General features: G+C 43.0%; 19 protein-coding genes and 1 other annotated feature. All 19 genes read left to right on the top strand.

Going from position 1 to position 19039, the window contains the following annotated elements:
* Positions 1-151: 151 nt before the first annotated feature.
* Positions 152-301, top strand: coding sequence for a 50S ribosomal protein L33 (rpmG, locus tag PQ578_RS21055; protein ID WP_098445960.1), 150 nt, complete (start codon positions 152-154; stop codon positions 299-301).
* Between the two features lie 88 nt (positions 302-389).
* On the top strand, positions 390-584 hold the full coding sequence (gene secE, locus PQ578_RS21050) for a preprotein translocase subunit SecE (protein WP_098445961.1): 195 nt from the start codon (positions 390-392) through the stop codon (positions 582-584).
* A 78-nt stretch (positions 585-662) separates the two neighbouring features.
* Positions 663-1196, top strand: coding sequence for a transcription termination/antitermination protein NusG (gene nusG, locus PQ578_RS21045; RefSeq protein ID WP_098445962.1), 534 nt, complete (start codon positions 663-665; stop codon positions 1194-1196).
* Positions 1197-1343: 147 nt separating this feature from the next.
* The gene (gene rplK, locus PQ578_RS21040) at positions 1344-1769 is read left to right on the top strand and encodes a 50S ribosomal protein L11 (protein WP_048313309.1); all 426 of its coding nucleotides are present in this window, start codon (positions 1344-1346) and stop codon (positions 1767-1769) included.
* 138 nt (positions 1770-1907) lie between these two features.
* Complete coding sequence (gene rplA, locus PQ578_RS21035) at positions 1908-2600, top strand: 50S ribosomal protein L1 (RefSeq protein WP_159780815.1); 693 nt, start codon at positions 1908-1910, stop codon at positions 2598-2600.
* 58 nt (positions 2601-2658) lie between these two features.
* Positions 2659-2793: a sequence feature (ribosomal protein L10 leader region), on the top strand.
* Positions 2794-2838: 45 nt separating this feature from the next.
* Positions 2839-3339, top strand: a complete 501-nt coding sequence (gene rplJ / locus PQ578_RS21030) for a 50S ribosomal protein L10 (protein WP_160921565.1) — start codon at positions 2839-2841, stop codon at positions 3337-3339.
* Positions 3340-3393: 54 nt separating this feature from the next.
* On the top strand, positions 3394-3756 hold the full coding sequence (gene rplL / locus PQ578_RS21025) for a 50S ribosomal protein L7/L12 (RefSeq protein ID WP_098445965.1): 363 nt from the start codon (positions 3394-3396) through the stop codon (positions 3754-3756).
* Positions 3757-3877: 121 nt separating this feature from the next.
* Positions 3878-4477, top strand: coding sequence for a class I SAM-dependent methyltransferase (locus PQ578_RS21020; RefSeq protein WP_273837041.1), 600 nt, complete (start codon positions 3878-3880; stop codon positions 4475-4477).
* A 261-nt stretch (positions 4478-4738) separates the two neighbouring features.
* On the top strand, positions 4739-8281 hold the full coding sequence (gene rpoB / locus PQ578_RS21015) for a DNA-directed RNA polymerase subunit beta (RefSeq protein WP_098445967.1): 3543 nt from the start codon (positions 4739-4741) through the stop codon (positions 8279-8281).
* A gap of 35 nt (positions 8282-8316) precedes the next feature.
* A complete protein-coding gene (gene rpoC / locus PQ578_RS21010; protein ID WP_098445968.1) occupies positions 8317-11937 on the top strand; it encodes a DNA-directed RNA polymerase subunit beta' in 3621 nt (1206 codons plus the stop codon).
* A gap of 86 nt (positions 11938-12023) precedes the next feature.
* Positions 12024-12272, top strand: a complete 249-nt coding sequence (locus PQ578_RS21005; protein WP_098445969.1) for a 50S ribosomal protein L7ae-like protein — start codon at positions 12024-12026, stop codon at positions 12270-12272.
* Between the two features lie 112 nt (positions 12273-12384).
* Positions 12385-12807: a 30S ribosomal protein S12 gene (gene rpsL, locus PQ578_RS21000; RefSeq protein WP_048313317.1), complete on the top strand. Its 423-nt coding sequence runs from the start codon at positions 12385-12387 to the stop codon at positions 12805-12807.
* Positions 12808-12846: 39 nt separating this feature from the next.
* Positions 12847-13317: a 30S ribosomal protein S7 gene (rpsG, locus tag PQ578_RS20995; protein ID WP_098445970.1), complete on the top strand. Its 471-nt coding sequence runs from the start codon at positions 12847-12849 to the stop codon at positions 13315-13317.
* A gap of 46 nt (positions 13318-13363) precedes the next feature.
* Positions 13364-15442 carry an elongation factor G gene (fusA, locus tag PQ578_RS20990; RefSeq protein ID WP_159780817.1) on the top strand — a complete coding sequence of 693 codons (2079 nt, stop codon included), beginning with the start codon at positions 13364-13366 and terminating at the stop codon, positions 15440-15442.
* A 106-nt stretch (positions 15443-15548) separates the two neighbouring features.
* The gene (gene tuf / locus PQ578_RS20985) at positions 15549-16739 is read left to right on the top strand and encodes an elongation factor Tu (protein WP_098445972.1); all 1191 of its coding nucleotides are present in this window, start codon (positions 15549-15551) and stop codon (positions 16737-16739) included.
* 375 nt (positions 16740-17114) lie between these two features.
* Entirely contained in the window at positions 17115-17423 is a 309-nt protein-coding gene (rpsJ, locus tag PQ578_RS20980; RefSeq protein WP_098445973.1) for a 30S ribosomal protein S10, read from the top strand.
* 46 nt (positions 17424-17469) lie between these two features.
* Positions 17470-18105 (top strand): 50S ribosomal protein L3, encoded by a 636-nt coding sequence (gene rplC, locus PQ578_RS20975; RefSeq protein ID WP_159780818.1) that lies wholly within the window; start codon positions 17470-17472, stop codon positions 18103-18105.
* A gap of 17 nt (positions 18106-18122) precedes the next feature.
* Positions 18123-18746 (top strand): 50S ribosomal protein L4, encoded by a 624-nt coding sequence (gene rplD / locus PQ578_RS20970; RefSeq protein ID WP_098445975.1) that lies wholly within the window; start codon positions 18123-18125, stop codon positions 18744-18746.
* On the top strand, positions 18746-19033 hold the full coding sequence (gene rplW / locus PQ578_RS20965; protein ID WP_098445976.1) for a 50S ribosomal protein L23: 288 nt from the start codon (positions 18746-18748) through the stop codon (positions 19031-19033). Before rplD ends, rplW begins: the two co-directional genes overlap by 1 nt.
* The last annotated feature ends 6 nt before the right edge of the window (positions 19034-19039 follow it).

Here is a 19039-nt window from a genome sequence, read left to right as displayed (position 1 = left end):
TAAAGTGATAAAAGTAAGAATGTCAATTTTTTGTTAGGTTTGTAAGAACGTCACAGGGTAGCTGAACGTTTTTTTATTTTGCTCTTTTTTGATATAAGAAAGCTAATATAAATACAAACTTCACTACTGCGCGGCTTAGGAAGGTGTCATTATGCGTAAAAAGGCAGTACTAGCATGTGTTCAATGCAATAGCCGAAACTATACAACTATGAAAAACTCACAGACAAGCCCGGCCCGCATCGAAGTTAAGAAGTATTGCAAATACTGCGATGCTCATACTGTGCATCGTGAAACAAAGTAATGCCTCGCAGGGTGTTTGCTATTTGAGGCAAACGACAAAATAGATTCTCGGGGGAGTTTTCCGCCAGATTAATTGGGGGTAACAAGTAATGGCAAGTATTGTTCAACGTTCTGGTAAGTTCTTTCGTAATGTCGCAAGTGAAATGAAGCGGGTAAGCTGGCCAACGCGTAAGGAATTGACTCGCTATACAATCGTAACTGTTACAACAGTTATTTTTATAGCTGTATTCTTTGCGTTAATTGACCAGGGTATTTCCTCAATAATCCGCCTCATTTTAGGATAGAACGTTATAAAAATTCATTCTCAAGGTTAGAATGAGAGAGTAAATGAGTTGGGGAGGGAAGGACACAGTCCTGCATATATGGAAAAAAGATGGTATGTTGTTCATACGTATTCTGGGTATGAAAACAAAGTAAAGACCAACCTCGAAAAAAGGGTTGAGACAATGGGCATGACGGATAAGATCTTTCGTGTTCTCGTCCCTGTAGAAGAAGAGACAGAAGAGAAAAATGGTAAGAAAAAGACTGTTATGAAAAAGGTCTTTCCTGGCTATGTTATTACAGAAATGGTCATGACGGATGATTCATGGTATGTTGTCCGAAACACGCCTGGTGTTACTGGGTTCGTAGGATCAAGTGGCGCTGGATCGAAGCCGACTGCTTTGCTACCGGAAGAAGTAGAATCCCTTCTTAAGCAAATGGGAATGGAGCAGCCTAAAGCTGATGTAGACTTTGAACTTAAAGAGAAAGTCAAAGTTAAAGAAGGTCCGTTTGCTGATTTCGTAGGTTCTGTTGAAGGGATCGACATGGATAAAGGCAAAGTGAAAGTTCACGTAAATATGTTCGGCAGAGAAACCCCTGTAGAACTTAATTTCGGGCAAGTTGAAAAGTTCTAATCGAAAAGTCCTTGCTTAACTTTTCGATTAATGATAGAATTTTAATGTTTCATGAGTCTCATACTAATCGAGACATTCAATTGATATATAAGGTGGGAGGGTGCAAACACCCAAATACCACATCACGGACTTAAGGAGGTGTGTCGCGTGGCTAAAAAGGTAATCAAGGTTGTTAAATTGCAAATCCCGGCTGGGAAGGCGAATCCTGCACCACCAGTAGGACCTGCACTAGGTCAAGCTGGAGTTAACATTATGGGATTCTGTAAAGAGTTTAATGCTCGTACTTCTGACCAGGCTGGTATGATCATTCCAGTAGAAATCACGGTTTTTGAAGACCGTTCATTTACATTTATCACTAAAACTCCACCAGCTGCAGTTCTTCTTAAGAAAGCAGCAGGGATTGAGTCAGGTTCTGGTGAACCAAACCGCAACAAAGTTGCGACTGTGAAGCGTGATAAAGTGCGTGAAATCGCTGAAACAAAAATGCCAGACCTTAACGCAGCGAATGTAGATTCTGCAATGCGTATGGTTGAAGGTACTGCACGTAGCATGGGAATTACGATCGAAGATTAATGTTACACAAGCCGTTGCGATTAAAAGGGATTCCTGCCTGTGTTATACAGGTTCGCAACTTTTATTATGATGTCACATTTTGACATCATAAATAGTGGGAGGTTAATCCGCTAAACCACATTCAAGGAGGAACACAAAATGGCAAAAAGAGGTAAGAAATACCAGGAGGCTGCCAAGCTAGTTGAACGTACAACTTTCTATGAGCCTCAAGAAGCAGTTGAACTTGTTAAAAAGACTTCTGTAGGAAACTTTGATGGAACAGTTGAAGCAGCAATTCGTCTTGGAGTAGACCCTAAGAAAAACGACCAGCAGGTTCGTGGCGCGGTTGTACTTCCAAACGGAACTGGTAAAACTCAACGCGTTCTTGTTTTCGCAAAAGGCGAAAAAGCGAAAGCGGCTGAAGCAGCTGGTGCTGACTATGTTGGAGAAGCTGATTACATCGCTAAAATCAACGAAGGTTGGTTTGAGTTTGACGTAATCGTTGCAACTCCAGATATGATGGGCGAAGTTGGTAAGCTTGGTCGTGTTCTTGGACCAAAAGGCTTAATGCCAAACCCGAAAACTGGAACGGTAACGTTCGATGTTGAAAAGGCAGTTAACGAAATCAAAGCTGGTAAAGTAGAGTACCGTGTTGACCGTGCTGGTAACGTCCATGCACCGATCGGTAAAGTATCATTCGAAGCTGACAAGCTTGTAGAAAACTTAAACACACTTGTAGAAACACTTGTGAAAGTTAAGCCTGCAGCAGCAAAAGGTACGTACCTTAAAAACATTTCGGTTACATCTACTATGGGACCTGGTGTTAAAGTTAACGCATCAACTTACCGCTAATAAATTTAGCTGTTGACATTTGCGTAGCTATTAAATATACTTGTAAATGTTGTTTGATAAATTAATACTTTCTGTACCGTAGACAGCAGGAGTGCGATTGCACTTAATATCCTGCCGAGGTGTGAAGTGATTCGATACGTATGTAATCGTAAAGCCTTCATGTCTTCGGATGTGAAGGTTTTTTATATGACCTCATATTCCAGGGCGGTATAGATACATTTCTTTAGGAGGTGGAACTATGAGCAGTATAGTTGAACAGAAGAAGCAACTAGTTACGGAAATCGCAGACAAACTACGTGATAGCCAATCAACAATTTTTGTTGATTATCGCGGACTTGATGTTTCTGAAGTAACTGAGCTTCGTAAGCAATTGCGTGATGCAAACGTTGAGTTCCGTGTTTACAAGAACACAATGACTCGTCGCGCTGCAGAAGAGCTTGAACTTACTGATTTGAATGAACACCTTGTCGGTCCTACGGCAATCGCGTTCAGCAATGAAGATGTTGTTGCTCCTGCTAAAATTTTGAACAACTTCGCTAAGAATCACGAAGCTCTTGAAATCAAGACTGGTGTAATCGAAGGTGGCGTTGTATCAGTAGAAAAGATCAAAGAACTTGCGGACCTACCAAACCGCGACGGACTACTTTCTATGTTGCTATCTGTGCTACAAGCACCGATGCGCAATATGGCACTTGCTACAAAAGCTGTGGCTGATCAAAAGGAAGAACAAGGCGCGTAACATTACCGTCTATCAATTGGTATAAATAAAACAAAAATTAAGGAGGATTTACTCATGGGTAACGAGCAAATCATTGAAGCAATCAAAGAAATGACAGTTCTTGAGCTTAACGACCTAGTTAAAGCAATCGAAGAAGAATTTGGTGTAACTGCAGCAGCTCCAGTAGCAGCAGCAGGTGGCGCAGCAGAAGGTGCTGCTGAAGAGCAAACTGAATTTGATGTAGTTCTTGAAAGTGCTGGAAGCAGCAAGATCAAGGTTATCAAAGTAGTTCGCGAAATCACTGGTCTTGGCTTGAAAGAAGCTAAAGAACTAGTTGACGGCGCTCCAAGCTCTATTAAAGAAGGCGTTGCTAAAGAAGAAGCTGAAGAGCTTAAAGGCAAGCTTGAAGAAGTTGGCGCAGTAGTAGAAGTTAAGTAGTCATTTGTCTGAAACAAAAGCTCGCTTTTAAAAGCGAGCTTTTTGTTATTTGGCGCTAATGATTAAGCTGCTAGTAAGGTTGGATAAGCTGGTAGAAATGGCGATAGAAAGAGGGAGAATGATGAGTGAACATTATTATACGAAAAACCCTGGCGTGAAAAGCAACCCAAACAAAATTGCAGCGGAATTGCGAGGGAAACAGTTCCAGTTCACGACCGATTCCGGTGTTTTTTCAAAAAAAGAGATCGATTTTGGGAGTAAGCTTCTAATCGAATCATTTGAAGAACCTGAAGTTGAAGGGGATATTGTAGATGCTGGATGTGGCTATGGGCCAATTGGTATATCGCTTGCTTCTGAATTTCCGAATCGCCGTTTTTATATGCTTGACGTAAATGAGCGGGCCACTAAGCTTGCGACGAACAACGCAATTAAAAATCGGGTTCATAATGTAATAGTTATGGAGAGTGATCAGTTAAGTGCGGTGAAGGGTAGCATGTTCGCTTCCGTCCTTACAAATCCACCTATACGAGCAGGGAAAGATATAGTTCATGGCATACTTGAAGATGCTTATGAAGTATTGAAAGAACATGGTACGCTTTGGGTTGTTATTCAAAAGAAACAGGGTGCTCCCTCAGCAATCGCTAAGCTAGAAGAAATGTTCGAACAAGTAGAGACTGTCGTGAAAAAGAAAGGATACTATATTCTTAAAGCAGTCAAGTAAATTATGAAATTATCCTTTGACTTCATGGACGGCCTATGCTAATATAATATAATGCCAATGATGGATTTTCCAGGCCTTTTTCGCATTCGTGTGCAAAGAGGTATAAAATGCCGTCGTCTGGAAAAACTAATATAATCGTTTATAGTTAAGGGGAATTTTTTATCAATGCCCTTTTTCTTTTTTTGTCCAACGATAGATTCGAATTAACAGAATCTAATTGGGCTAAGAAAATAAATACGCTGGATTTGAGGGGTGAATCATTTGACAGGCCAACTAGTTCAGTATGGACGCCACCGCCAAAGAAGAAGCTACGCGCGAATCAAAGAAGTGTTGGATTTGCCAAATCTAATTGAGATTCAAACGGCTTCTTATCAATGGTTTCTTGATGAGGGTTTACGAGAAATGTTCCAGGATATTTCTCCAATCGAAGATTTCACAGGTAATCTTGTGCTGGAATTTATTGATTACAGCCTCGGTGAACCTAAGTATCCCGTGGAAGAAACCAAAGAGCGAGATGTAACCTATTCTGCACCTTTACGAGTTAAAGTACGCTTGATCAACAAAGAAACAGGCGAAGTAAAGGAACAGGAAGTGTTCATGGGTGACTTCCCATTAATGACTGAAACAGGTACGTTTATAATTAATGGGGCAGAACGCGTAATCGTATCTCAGCTCGTGCGTTCTCCAAGTGTCTACTATAGTGAAAAGATCGATAAGAACGGCAAAAAAGGATATACAGCTACTGTCATTCCAAACCGAGGAGCATGGCTGGAATTTGAAACTGATGCCAAAGATATTGTCTATGTGCGAATTGATCGTACTAGAAAGCTACCAATTACGGTGCTGCTCAGAGCGTTAGGGTTTGGGTCTGATCAAGAAATCATAGATCTCCTAGGTGAAGATGAGTATCTTCGCAATACCCTGGAAAAAGACAACACGGACGGCACAGAAAAAGCGCTTCTAGAAATCTACGAACGCTTACGTCCTGGCGAGCCTCCGACTGTCGACAACGCCAAAAGCTTACTTGATTCCCGCTTTTTTGATCCAAAGCGCTATGATCTTGCAAACGTAGGACGTTACAAGATTAACAAGAAGCTTCACATTAAAAATCGTCTATTCAATCAACGTCTTGCAGAGACACTTGTTGATCCTGAAACAGGCGAAGTGATTGCCGAAGAAGGTGCGATTCTTGATCGTCGCTTACTTGACAGAATTCTTCCTGCCCTTGAGACAAACGTCGGCTTTAAAGATGTTGAGCCTCATGGTGGCGTGATTGAAGATGAGTCAATCGGTCTGCAATCAATCAAAGTTTATGCTCCTGATGATCCTGAAGGAGAAAGAGTTATTAATGTAATCGGGAATGGTGGAGTTGAAACAGGCGTGAAAAACATCACACCTGGCGATATCATTTCTTCTATTAACTACTTCTTTAACCTTCTACATCAAGTAGGAAACACAGATGACATTGACCATCTTGGTAACCGTCGTCTGCGTTCTGTTGGTGAACTTCTTCAGAACCAATTCCGAATCGGTTTATCCCGTATGGAACGTGTTGTTCGTGAACGTATGTCAATTCAGGATACGAACGTTATCACGCCACAGGCGCTAATTAACATTCGTCCTGTTATTGCATCGATTAAAGAATTCTTTGGTAGCTCACAGCTATCCCAGTTCATGGACCAGACTAACCCGCTAGCTGAGCTAACTCACAAGCGTCGTTTATCTGCTCTTGGACCAGGTGGTTTAACACGTGAGCGTGCAGGGTTTGAAGTTCGTGACGTGCACTATTCTCACTATGGTAGAATGTGTCCGATCGAAACGCCGGAGGGACCAAACATTGGACTTATTAACTCGTTGTCTTCTTATGCAAGAGTTAATAAATTCGGCTTTATTGAGACGCCTTATCGCAGAGTGGACCCTGAAACAGGTAAAGTGACGGAGTATATTGACTACCTAACTGCCGATGAACAGGATAACTACGTTGTGGCACAGGCTAACGCAAAGCTGCACGAGGATGGTTCATTCCAGGACGAAGATATTGTTGCTCGTTTCCGTGACGAGAACATTATCATCGCCCGTGAAAAGATTGATTATATGGACGTATCACCGAAACAGGTAGTTTCGGCCGCAACGGCTTGTATTCCGTTCCTTGAGAACGATGACTCCAACCGTGCGCTTATGGGTGCGAACATGCAGCGTCAAGCTGTACCATTGATGGTTCCTGAAGCACCAATTGTCGGAACAGGTATGGAGCATGTTAACGGAAAAGATTCCGGTGCTGCTGTTATTTGTAAACATGACGGTTTAGTCGAGTTTGCATCTGCTGCAGAAATTCATGTCCGTCGTATTTCAGTCATTGATGGCCAGGAAGTTAAAGGTGATCTTGACCGCTACAAATTGCTTAAATTCATTCGTTCCAACCAAGGAACGTGCTATAACCAAAAGCCAATAGTTTCAGAAGGCGATCGCGTAGTTAAAGGTGAAATCCTTGGCGACGGCCCTTCAATGGAAAAAGGTGAAATGGCCCTTGGACGTAACGTTCTAGTCGGTTTCATGACTTGGGAAGGTTACAACTACGAGGATGCTATTATTATGAGCGAACGTCTCGTAAAAGATGACGTTTATACGTCAATCCATATCGAAGAGTATGAATCAGAAGCTCGCGATACAAAGCTTGGACCTGAAGAGATCACTCGTGACATTCCGAACGTTGGGGAAGACGCGCTGCGTAACCTTGATGAACGCGGAATTATTCGCATGGGTGCTGAAGTTAAAGACGGAGATATCCTTGTCGGTAAAGTGACGCCAAAAGGTGTAACTGAGCTAACAGCGGAAGAGCGTCTCCTTCATGCTATCTTCGGAGAAAAAGCTCGTGAAGTTCGTGATACATCTCTCCGTGTACCGCATGGTGGAGATGGAATTGTACTTGACGTGAAGATCTTTAACCGTGAAGACGGCGATGAGCTTCCACCGGGAGTAAATCAACTTGTTCGTGTTTATATTGTACAGAAGCGTAAGATTCATGAAGGAGATAAAATGGCGGGTCGCCATGGTAACAAAGGTGTTATTTCAAGGATTCTTCCTGAAGAAGACATGCCTTACCTACCAGACGGCACACCAATCGATATCATGTTGAACCCACTAGGTGTTCCTTCACGTATGAACATTGGACAGGTGCTAGAGTTGCACATCGGTATGGCAGCACGTGCACTCGGTATTCACGTAGCAACACCAGTATTTGATGGAGCACGTGAGGAAGATGTATGGGAAACGTTAGAAGAAGCAGGTATGCCACGTGATGGTAAGACTGTTCTCTACGATGGTCGTACAGGTGAACCATTTGACAACCGTATTTCTGTCGGTGTCATGTATATGATCAAACTTGCTCACATGGTCGATGACAAGCTTCACGCACGTTCTACTGGACCATATTCACTTGTTACACAGCAACCGCTTGGTGGTAAAGCACAATTCGGTGGACAGCGTTTCGGTGAGATGGAAGTATGGGCACTCGAAGCATATGGTGCTGCATACACCCTTCAAGAGATTTTGACTGTAAAGTCGGATGATGTTGTTGGACGTGTTAAAACTTACGAAGCAATCGTAAAAGGCGAAAATGTTCCTGAGCCTGGTATTCCAGAATCGTTTAAAGTTCTAATCAAAGAACTGCAATCACTTGGTATGGATGTCAAAATGCTAGCAAGTGATGAGCAAGAGATTGAGATGAAAGAGTTAGACGATGAAGAAGATCAATCCAGTGAGAAATTAAACTTGAATGTTGGGTCAAATCAGGCGAGTGAGTAAGGGTTAAACCTGAATTCTAAAGGGAGGTAGGCCCCTTGATAGATGTCAATAAATTTGAGTATATGAAAATCGGTCTGGCGTCACCGGATAAAATCCGCTCTTGGTCAAGAGGAGAAGTTAAGAAGCCAGAAACCATTAACTACCGTACCTTGAAGCCAGAGAAAGATGGACTTTTCTGTGAGCGTATCTTCGGACCCACAAAAGACTGGGAATGTCATTGTGGGAAGTACAAGCGTATCCGTTATAAAGGCGTCGTTTGTGACCGTTGCGGAGTTGAAGTAACACGTGCGAAAGTCCGTCGTGAGAGAATGGGGCACATTGAGCTAGCTGCTCCTGTCTCTCACATCTGGTACTTTAAAGGCATTCCAAGTCGTATGGGACTTGTTCTCGACATGTCGCCACGTGCACTTGAAGAAGTCATTTACTTTGCTTCTTACGTTGTAACTGAAGCTGGTGACACGCCGCTTGAGAAGAAACAACTTCTTTCTGAGAAAGAATACCGCGCATACCGTGAAAAGTATGGCAAAACATTCTCTGCAGAAATGGGTGCGGAGGCAATCCGCAGACTTCTATTTGATATCGATCTTGACAAAGAGGTAGATATTCTTAAAGAAGAGCTTAAAACAGCACAAGGTCAACGTAGAACGCGTGCAATCAAGCGCCTAGAAGTACTTGAGGCTTTCCGTGGCTCAGGAAATAACCCTTCATGGATGATCTTAGATGTTCTTCCGGTTATTCCGCCAGAGCTTCGTCCGATGGTACAACTAGACGGTGGACGCTTTGCAACTTCAGACCTAAACGATCTGTATCGTCGCGTCATTAACCGTAATAATCGTTTGAAGCGTTTGTTGGATCTTGGAGCACCTAGTATTATCGTTCAGAATGAGAAGCGTATGCTTCAAGAAGCTGTCGACGCCCTCATTGATAACGGCCGTCGCGGTCGTCCTGTAACAGGTCCTGGTAACCGTCCGTTGAAATCTCTTTCACACATGTTGAAAGGGAAGCAAGGTCGTTTCCGTCAAAACCTACTAGGTAAGCGTGTTGACTATTCAGGTCGTTCCGTTATCGTCGTTGGACCTCACTTGAAAATGTATCAGTGTGGACTTCCGAAAGAAATGGCACTTGAATTATTCAAACCTTTCGTAATGAAAGAGCTTGTATCAAAAGGTCTTGCACACAATATTAAGAGCGCGAAACGCAAAGTAGAAAAAGTCCACCCTGAAGTTTGGGACGTATTGGAAAACGTAATTAAAGAACATCCAGTTCTTTTAAACCGTGCACCGACGCTTCACAGACTTGGTATTCAGGCGTTTGAACCAATTCTTGTAGAAGGACGCGCGATTCGTCTTCACCCACTCGTATGTACAGCTTATAACGCTGACTTTGATGGTGACCAAATGGCCGTTCACGTGCCGCTCTCTGCTGAAGCACAAGCTGAAGCGCGCATCTTAATGCTTGCTGCGCAAAACATCCTTAACCCGAAAGATGGTAAACCAGTTGTTACACCATCACAGGATATGGTTCTAGGTAACTACTACCTAACGATGGAACGTGAAGGAGCAATTGGTGAAGGCTCTGTTTATAAAGATACTAACGAAGCGTTGATTGCTTACCAGAATGGATTTGCACATCTTCATTCTCGCGTAGCGATCCCTGCTGCATCATTAAATAAATCTGCCTTTACTGAAGAGCAGAACAAGCAATTGCTTGTGACAACGGTAGGTAAGTTGATTTTCAACGAAATTCTTCCGGAGTCATTCCCATATATTAATGAACCGACGACGAATAACCTTGAAATTGCGACACCAGAGCATTACTTCCTTCCTCACGGAGTGAACGTAAAAGAAGAAATTGCTCAGCGCGAACTGATCGCACCATTTAAGAAGGGTATTCTTGGTAAGATCATCGCTGAGGTGTTCAAGCGTTTTAAAGTGACAGAAACGTCTCGCATGCTTGACCGCATGAAAGATCTTGGCTTCAAGTTTTCAACTAAAGCCGGTATTACCGTTGGTGTAGCTGACGTAGTGGTACTTGCTGAGAAGCAAGAAATTGTTCAAGAAGCAGAAGAAAAAGTTGAAAAAGTTCTTAAGCAATTCCGTCGTGGTCTTATTACCGACGATGAGCGTTATGATCGTGTTATTGCAATCTGGAGTAGCGCAAAAGATCGTATCCAGGAAAAACTAATGAATCGTCTCGAAAAAGATAACCCAATCTTTATGATGAGTGATTCTGGTGCTCGTGGTAACGCATCTAACTTTACTCAGCTCGCAGGTATGCGTGGATTGATGGCTAACCCATCTGGACAGATCATTGAACTTCCAATCAAATCCAGCTTCCGTGAAGGTCTAACGGTACTCGAGTACTTTATTTCAACACACGGTGCGCGTAAAGGTCTTGCCGATACTGCACTTAAAACAGCTGACTCAGGTTACCTTACTCGTCGTCTTGTTGACGTGGCACAAGATGTCATCGTACGTGAAGACGATTGTGGTACGGATCGTGGCCTTGAAGTTAGTGCCATTAAAAATGGCAATGAATTAATCGAGGGATTATATGACCGACTTGTTGGCCGTGTTGCCTTTAAGAAAGTTAGACATCCTGAGACAAATGAAGTACTTGTTGAGAAAAACAACCTAATTACAGAAGACATTGCTACTGAAATCGTTGAAGCAGGTATTGAAAATGTTTATATCCGCTCTGCCTTCACATGTAGCACAAGTCATGGCGTATGTAAGAAGTGTTATGGACGTAACCTTGCAACAGGTACTCGTGTTGAAGTTGGTGAGGCGGTCGGAATCATCGCTGCTCAATCAATTGGTGAACCGGGTACACAGTTGACAATGCGTACATTCCACACAGGTGGGGTTGCCGGAGACGATATCACTCAAGGTCTTCCACGTATCCAAGAGCTATTTGAAGCACGTAACCCGAAAGGTCAGGCCGTAGTGTCTGAGCTAGACGGAAAAGTGATTGATTTAGCTGAGGTTAAAGAGAAGAAAGAGATTGTCGTTCAAGGTGAAACTGAAACAAGAAACTACCCTGTACCATATGGCGCACGTCTGAAAATTGTTGTCGGAGATGAAGTAAAGGCTGGTCAACCTCTTACAGAAGGTTCGATTGACCCTAAACAACTCTTAACAATTAGCGGTATTGATGGAGTGCAAGAGTATCTTCTAGCCGAGGTACAAAAGGTATACCGTATGCAGGGTGTTGAAATTGGTGATAAGCACGTTGAAGTAATGGTTCGTCAGATGATGCGTAAGATTCGCGTTATTGATGCGGGCGATACTGAAGTGTTGCCAGGATCCCTTATCGACATTCACCAGTTTAAAGGTGTTAACCGTAAAGTACTTAGACAAGGCGGTTTGCCTGCAACGGGTCGACCAGTTCTTCTTGGTATTACTAAAGCATCTCTTGAAACCGAATCATTCTTATCCGCTGCATCCTTCCAGGAAACGACTCGTGTCCTAACTGATGCTGCTATAAAAGGTAAGCGCGATGAGCTACTTGGTCTTAAGGAAAATGTTATTATCGGTAAACTTGTTCCGGCAGGTACTGGTATGCAACGTTACCGTAGAATCAACGTAGCAGGCGAAGCTCAAGAGGCTGAACAGCTTTTAGAACAAGAAGAAACTGCATTAGTTAGTCAAGAATAAACAGGGGAAGTGTTGACATCGGGAGTGCAGGGTGATATTATATCCAAGGTGCTCCCGATAATCCTGTTACTTTGGAGGATATGTTCGTGTCTTATGAAAAAGTATCACAGGCAGATGAATTAATTATTGGGACGAAACAAACTCTAAAGGCCCTCCAGATTGGAGAAGCGAAGGAAGTTTTCATTGCTGACGACGCTGATCGCAGGGTAACTTCTAAAGTTGTTGCACTAGCCGAAGAGAAAAGCATACCTGTTCATCGAGTTGATTCTATGAAGAAACTTGGTAAGGCATGCGGGATCGAAGTCGGCGCTGCAACAGTTACGATAAAAGCATAACCGTTTTTGCCGGGCGAGGCATGCCCTGCCAGGCAAAAACTTTCCTTTTATCTATACATGAACCACCTGGATGTGTGGGCTTGCTATTAACAAAAGAAGGGAGGAAAACAAAATGCCAACTATTAACCAACTTGTTCGTAAAGGTCGCGTTTCTAAAACAAAGAAATCCGATTCTCCAGCATTGAACAAAGGGTATAACAGCTTCAAAAAGTCTCATACAGACCTTTCATCTCCACAAAAACGTGGTGTATGTACTCGTGTAGGTACGATGACTCCTAAGAAGCCGAACTCCGCATTGCGTAAATACGCTCGTGTTCGTCTTACTAATGGAATTGAAGTAACAGCTTATATCCCTGGTATCGGGCACAACCTTCAGGAGCACAGTGTCGTGCTTATCCGTGGAGGACGTGTTAAGGATTTACCGGGTGTACGTTACCACATCGTTCGTGGTGCGCTTGACACTGCAGGTGTTAACGATCGTAGACAAGGTCGTTCTAAATACGGTACTAAGAGACCGAAAGAAGCTAAGAAATAATAGCTATAATATTATTAAATAATGAAAGGGGGTTAACCCATGCCACGTAAAGGTCCAGTAGAACGTCGTGACGTATTACCAGATCCAATTTACAAATCCAAGCTAGTTACTCGCCTGATCAACCGCCTTATGGTAGACGGTCAGAAAGGTAAAGCTCAGCAGGTGCTATACAAAGCATTCGATCTTATCCAAGAACGCACAAACACAGAGGCTATGGAAGTATTTGACCAGGCGTTGAAAAACGTTATGCCAGTACTTGAAGTACGCGCTCGTCGTGTTGGTGGTGCAAACTACCAGGTGCCGGTTGAAGTTCGTCCAGAACGCCGTACAACTCTAGGTCTTCGTTACCTTGTGAACTATTCCCGTCTTCGCGGTGAAAAGACTATGGTAGAAAGACTTGCTAACGAAATTATGGATGCAGCTAACAACACAGGTGCTTCTGTTAAGAAGCGTGAAGAACAGCACAAAATGGCTGAAGCAAACAAAGCGTTTGCTCACTATCGCTGGTAATCAGCACACAACCCAAATCCCTTTATAAAAGGAAGGAGAAATACTAATGGCAAGAGAATTCTCCTTAAGAGATACACGTAATATCGGTATCATGGCTCACATCGATGCTGGTAAAACAACAACTACTGAGCGTATTCTTTTCTACTCAGGGCGTATCCACAAAATTGGTGAAACTCACGAAGGTGGATCACAGATGGACTGGATGGAGCAGGAGCAAGAGCGTGGAATCACGATCACTTCTGCTGCTACCACTGCCCAGTGGAAAGATCACCGTGTTAACATCATTGACACGCCTGGTCACGTAGACTTCACAGTAGAAGTTGAACGTTCATTGCGTGTATTGGATGGAGCAGTTGCAGTACTTGATGCACAATCTGGTGTTGAACCACAAACAGAAACTGTTTGGCGTCAAGCTACTAACTACGGCGTACCTCGTATTGTATTCATTAACAAAATGGATAAACTAGGAGCAGACTTCCTTTACTCTACAGGTACACTAAATGAGCGTCTACAAGCTAACGCGCACCCTGTTCAGCTCCCAATCGGTGCTGAAGATGAATTCGAAGGAATCATTGATCTTATCACAATGGAAGCTTTCTATTATCTTGATGATCTTGGTTCACGTACTGAATCACGCGAAATTCCTGCTGAATACAAGGAACAAGCTGAAGAGTACCGTACGAAGCTTATCGAGGCTGTCGCTGAGCTTGAAGAAGACCTCATGATGAAATATCTTGAAGGTGAAGAACTAACAGTTGAAGAAATCAAAGCTGCAATCCGTAAAGGAACTTGTAACGTTGAATTCTATCCTGTACTTTGTGGTTCTGCATTTAAGAACAAAGGCGTTCAGCTTGTTCTTGATGCTGTACTTGACTTCCTACCTTCACCACTTGATGTACCAGCAATTAAAGGTCATCTAAAAGACTCTGAAGAAGAAGTAATCCGTACTGCTGACGATAATGGTCCTTTCTCTGCACTTGCATTTAAAGTAATGACTGACCCTTACGTTGGTAAGCTTACATTCTTCCGTGTTTACTCAGGAACGCTTTCTTCTGGTTCTTATGTTAAGAACTCGACAAAAGACAAGCGTGAACGTGTTGGTCGTATCCTTCAGATGCACGCTAACTCTCGTGAAGAAATCTCTACTGTATATGCAGGGGATATTGCAGCGGCAGTTGGTTTGAAAGATACTTCTACTGGTGATACTCTATGTGATGAAAAGGATACAGTTATCCTTGAATCTATGGACTTCCCAGATCCGGTTATTTCAGTAGCAATCGAGCCGAAGACTAAGAGTGACCAGGATAAAATGTCCGTAGCTCTAGCTAAGCTTGCTGAAGAGGATCCAACTTTCAAAACTGAAACAAACGAAGAAACTGGACAAACGATTATTTCTGGAATGGGTGAACTTCACCTTGATATCATCGTTGACCGTTTACGTCGTGAGTTTAAAGTTGAAGCAACGGTTGGTGCACCTCAGGTTGCATACCGCGAATCAATCCGTAAAGCCGGTAAGGTTGAAGGTAAATTCGTACGTCAATCCGGTGGTCGTGGACAATTCGGACACGTATGGGTTGAATTTGAACCTAACGAAGAAGGCGCAGGATTTGAGTTCGAAAACAAAATTGTCGGTGGTGTTGTTCCACGTGAATACATCCCTGCAGTTGAAGCGGGTCTTCGCGATTCAATGGCTAATGGTCTCCTTGCAGGCTATCCACTAATCGACGTAAAAGCTCGTCTTGTTGATGGATCTTACCATGACGTTGACTCCAACGAAATGGCATTTAAGATCGCGGCATCTATGGCTTTGAAAAAAGCTAAAACTGTCTGTGACCCAGCTCTTCTTGAGCCTATGATGAAAGTTGAAGTTGTAGTGCCAGAAGAATATATGGGAGACATCATGGGCGACGTAACTAGCCGTCGTGGACGTGTTGAAGGTATGACTGCACGCGGAAACGCTCAAGTTATCAACGCATTCGTTCCACTATCAGAAATGTTTGGTTATGCAACAACACTTCGTTCTCGTACGCAAGGTCGTGGTACTTACACTATGACTTTCGATCATTACGAGCAAGTGCCTAAATCAATTTCTGAAGAAATCATTAAAAAAGCTACAGGCGAATAATTGTAGCAAACCAACTTTTGTTGTAATCTAAGATAGGCGAGATTGATTTATTCATACGCCTATCTTGGCATAGATAATTTCTTGGTAATCAAAGGAGGAAACACTAATGTCTAAAGAAAAATTCGACCGCTCCAAGCCCCACGTTAACATTGGTACAGTTGGACACGTTGACCATGGTAAAACTACTCTAACAGCTGCGATCACTTCAGTGCTTCACAAGCGTTCTGGTAGCGGTACTGCTATGGCTTACGACCAAATCGATGGTGCTCCTGAAGAGCGCGAACGTGGAATCACAATCTCAACTGCACACGTTGAGTACGAAACTGAAAACCGTCACTATGCACACGTTGACTGCCCAGGTCACGCTGACTATGTTAAAAACATGATCACTGGTGCTGCACAAATGGACGGAGGAATCCTAGTAGTTTCTGCTGCTGACGGCCCAATGCCACAAACTCGTGAGCACATCCTTCTTTCTCGTCAAGTTGGTGTACCTACTCTTGTTGTATTCTTGAACAAGTGTGACATGGTTGACGACGAAGAACTACTTGAACTAGTTGAAATGGAAGTTCGTGATCTTCTTTCTGAATACGACTTCGATGGCGACGATGTTCCTGTAATTAAAGGTTCTGCACTTAAAGCTCTAGAAGGCGACGCTGACTACGAAGCGAAAATCTTCGAACTTATGGATGCAGTTGATGAGTATATCCCAACTCCAACACGTGACACTGACAAGCCATTCATGATGCCAGTTGAGGACGTATTCTCAATCACTGGTCGTGGTACTGTAGCAACAGGCCGTGTTGAGCGTGGACAAATCAAAGTTGGTGACGAAGTTGAAATTCTTGGTCTTGCTGAAGAGAACAAGAAGACAACAGTTACTGGTGTAGAGATGTTCCGTAAGCTTCTTGATTATGCTGAAGCTGGTGACAACATTGGTGCACTTCTTCGTGGTGTATCCCGCGACGACATTCAGCGTGGACAAGTTCTTGTTAAGCCAGGAACTGTAAAAGCTCACACTAAGTTCCAAGCTGAAGTTTACGTTCTTTCTAAAGAAGAGGGTGGACGTCACACTCCATTCTTCGCTAACTACCGTCCTCAGTTCTACTTCCGTACAACTGATGTAACTGGTACAATCGCTCTTCCAGAAGGCGTTGAAATGGTTATGCCTGGAGACAACATCGAAATGACAGTTGAACTTATCGCTCCAATCGCTATCGAAGATGGAACTAAGTTCTCTATCCGTGAAGGTGGACGTACTGTAGGCGCAGGCGTTGTAGCAACAATCACTGAGTAATCTCTATGATTAACTAAAACACCCGGATTTTTCCGGGTGTTTTTTATTTGGATTTTATGTTAGATTAGACAAATGGGTTCGATTCAGTTCGATCGAAACTTCTTAAGGATTTTTAAATAGTCTGAAATTGCTTTTAGGCCTTGCATTTTATGGCTCAGGCCGTTATACTATTAAAAGTGTGCGATCGACATACTTTTTAGATGGACTAAGCCTTGCAATTAGGCTTTAGGTTTAGTATAATAAGAATGTTGGTCATAAACAGCGATGATGTGGAAGGTTGCTGACACACCCGGCCCCTTTGCCATGGCGAGTGTGTTGGGTTTATTTTCACGGAGAACTGTCTATAACAATATGGGCGATAAAGGAGGGGAAATAATGGCAAAGCAAAAGATTCGTATTCGTTTAAAAGCATATGATCACCGTATTCTAGATCAGTCTGCTGAGAAAATCGTAGAAACAGCAAAACGTTCAGGTGCACAAGTATCCGGACCGATCCCGTTGCCGACGGAAAAATCTGTTTACACAATTCTACGTGCTGTACACAAGTACAAAGATTCTCGTGAGCAGTTTGAAATGCGTACGCATAAGCGTCTAATTGACATCATCGAGCCTACACCACAAACGGTTGACTCGTTAATGCGTTTGGACCTACCGTCTGGCGTTGACATTGAAATTAAACTTTAATATAACGCTAAATAAATTATTTAAAAACAATTAGGAGGTGTGACGAATGACCAAAGGAATCTTAGGAAGAAAAGTAGGCATGACACAAGTCTTTGCTGACAACGGAGATATTATCCCGGTAACTGTAATTGAAGCAGAACCAAACGTTGTCCTTCAAAAGAAAGTTGTTGATACAGACGGCTATGAAGCAATCCAAGTTGGTTTTGCTGATAAGAAGAAGTCTCGCTTCAACAAGCCTGAGGAAGGCCATGCTACAAAAGCTAGTACAACACCTAAGCGCTTCGTGAAAGAAATTCGTAACGCAGAAGGTAGTTACGAAATTGGTCAGGAAGTCAAGGTTGATATCTTTAACGAAGGTGACGTAGTTGATGTAACTGGTACGTCTAAAGGGAAAGGTTTCCAGGGTGCAATCAAGCGTCACAACCAATCTCGCGGACCAATGACTCACGGTTCTCGTTATCACCGTCGTCCAGGTTCAATGGGACCTATCGATCCAATGCGTGTTATGAAAGGTAAACTTCTACCTGGTCGTATGGGTGGCGAACGTGTAACTGTACAAAACCTTGAGATCGTTAAAGTTGATGTAGAACGTAACGTGATTCTAGTAAAAGGTAACGTACCTGGAGCTAAGAAGAGCTACGTAACTATCCAAAGCGCGGTTAAAGCAAAAGAAGCTAAGTAAGAAGGGAGGATATCCAAGTGCCTAAAGTAACAATGTTCAACCAAACCGGAGCACAAGTCGGCGACATCGAACTCGCTGAAGCAATCTTCGGGATCGAACCAAACGAAAGTGTTATGTATGATGCGGTTATCATGCAGCAAGCATCTTTACGTCAAGGTAACCATGACGTAAAAAATCGTTCAGAAGTACGCGGTGGTGGAGCTAAACCATGGCGCCAAAAAGGAACAGGTCGTGCTCGTCAGGGCTCAATCCGTTCACCACAATGGGTTGGCGGTGGAGTAGTATTTGGTCCGACACCAAGAAGCTATTCTTACAAGCTACCTAAAAAAGTTCGCCGTTTGGCAATCCGTTCTGCTTTGTCTTCTAAAGTACAAACAGAGGATATGGTCATCGTGGACAGCATTTCTTTTGATGCTCCAAAAACAAAGGAAATGAAATCAGTTTTATCAAGCCTATCTGCAGAGAAAAAGGCGCTTATCGTTACAGGAGACTATAACGAAGCAGTTGCATTATCTGCACGCAATATTCCTGGTGTTACTGTTGTAACTACAGCTGGACTTAACATCCTTGATGTCCTTAAAGCTGACAAACTAGTTATGACAAAAGACGCTGTGGAAAAAGTAGAGGAGGTGCTAGCGTAATGAACGCTCGTGATATCATCAAGCGCCCCGTTATTACTGAAGCTACTACAGACGTAATGGCAGACAAAAAGTATACTTTCGAAGTAGATACTCGTGCTAACAAAACTCAAATCAAGAGTGCTCTTGAAGAGATTTTCGGAGTTAAAGTTGCTGGAGTAAATACTCAGAACTATATGGGTAAAAAGAAACGTGTTGGCCGCCACAGCGGATTTACACCACGTCGCAAAAAAGCTATCGTGACGCTTACACCAGAAAGCAAAGAATTGGACTTCTTTGAAGGCGTCTAAAAAATA

It is taken from the genome of Guptibacillus sedimenti, assembly GCF_028610665.1.
In the GTDB taxonomy this organism is placed as follows: domain Bacteria; phylum Bacillota; class Bacilli; order Bacillales; family Guptibacillaceae; genus Guptibacillus; species Guptibacillus sedimenti.
Note: the sequence above shows the minus strand (reverse complement) of the source record. Positions and strands in the feature narration are given on the sequence as shown.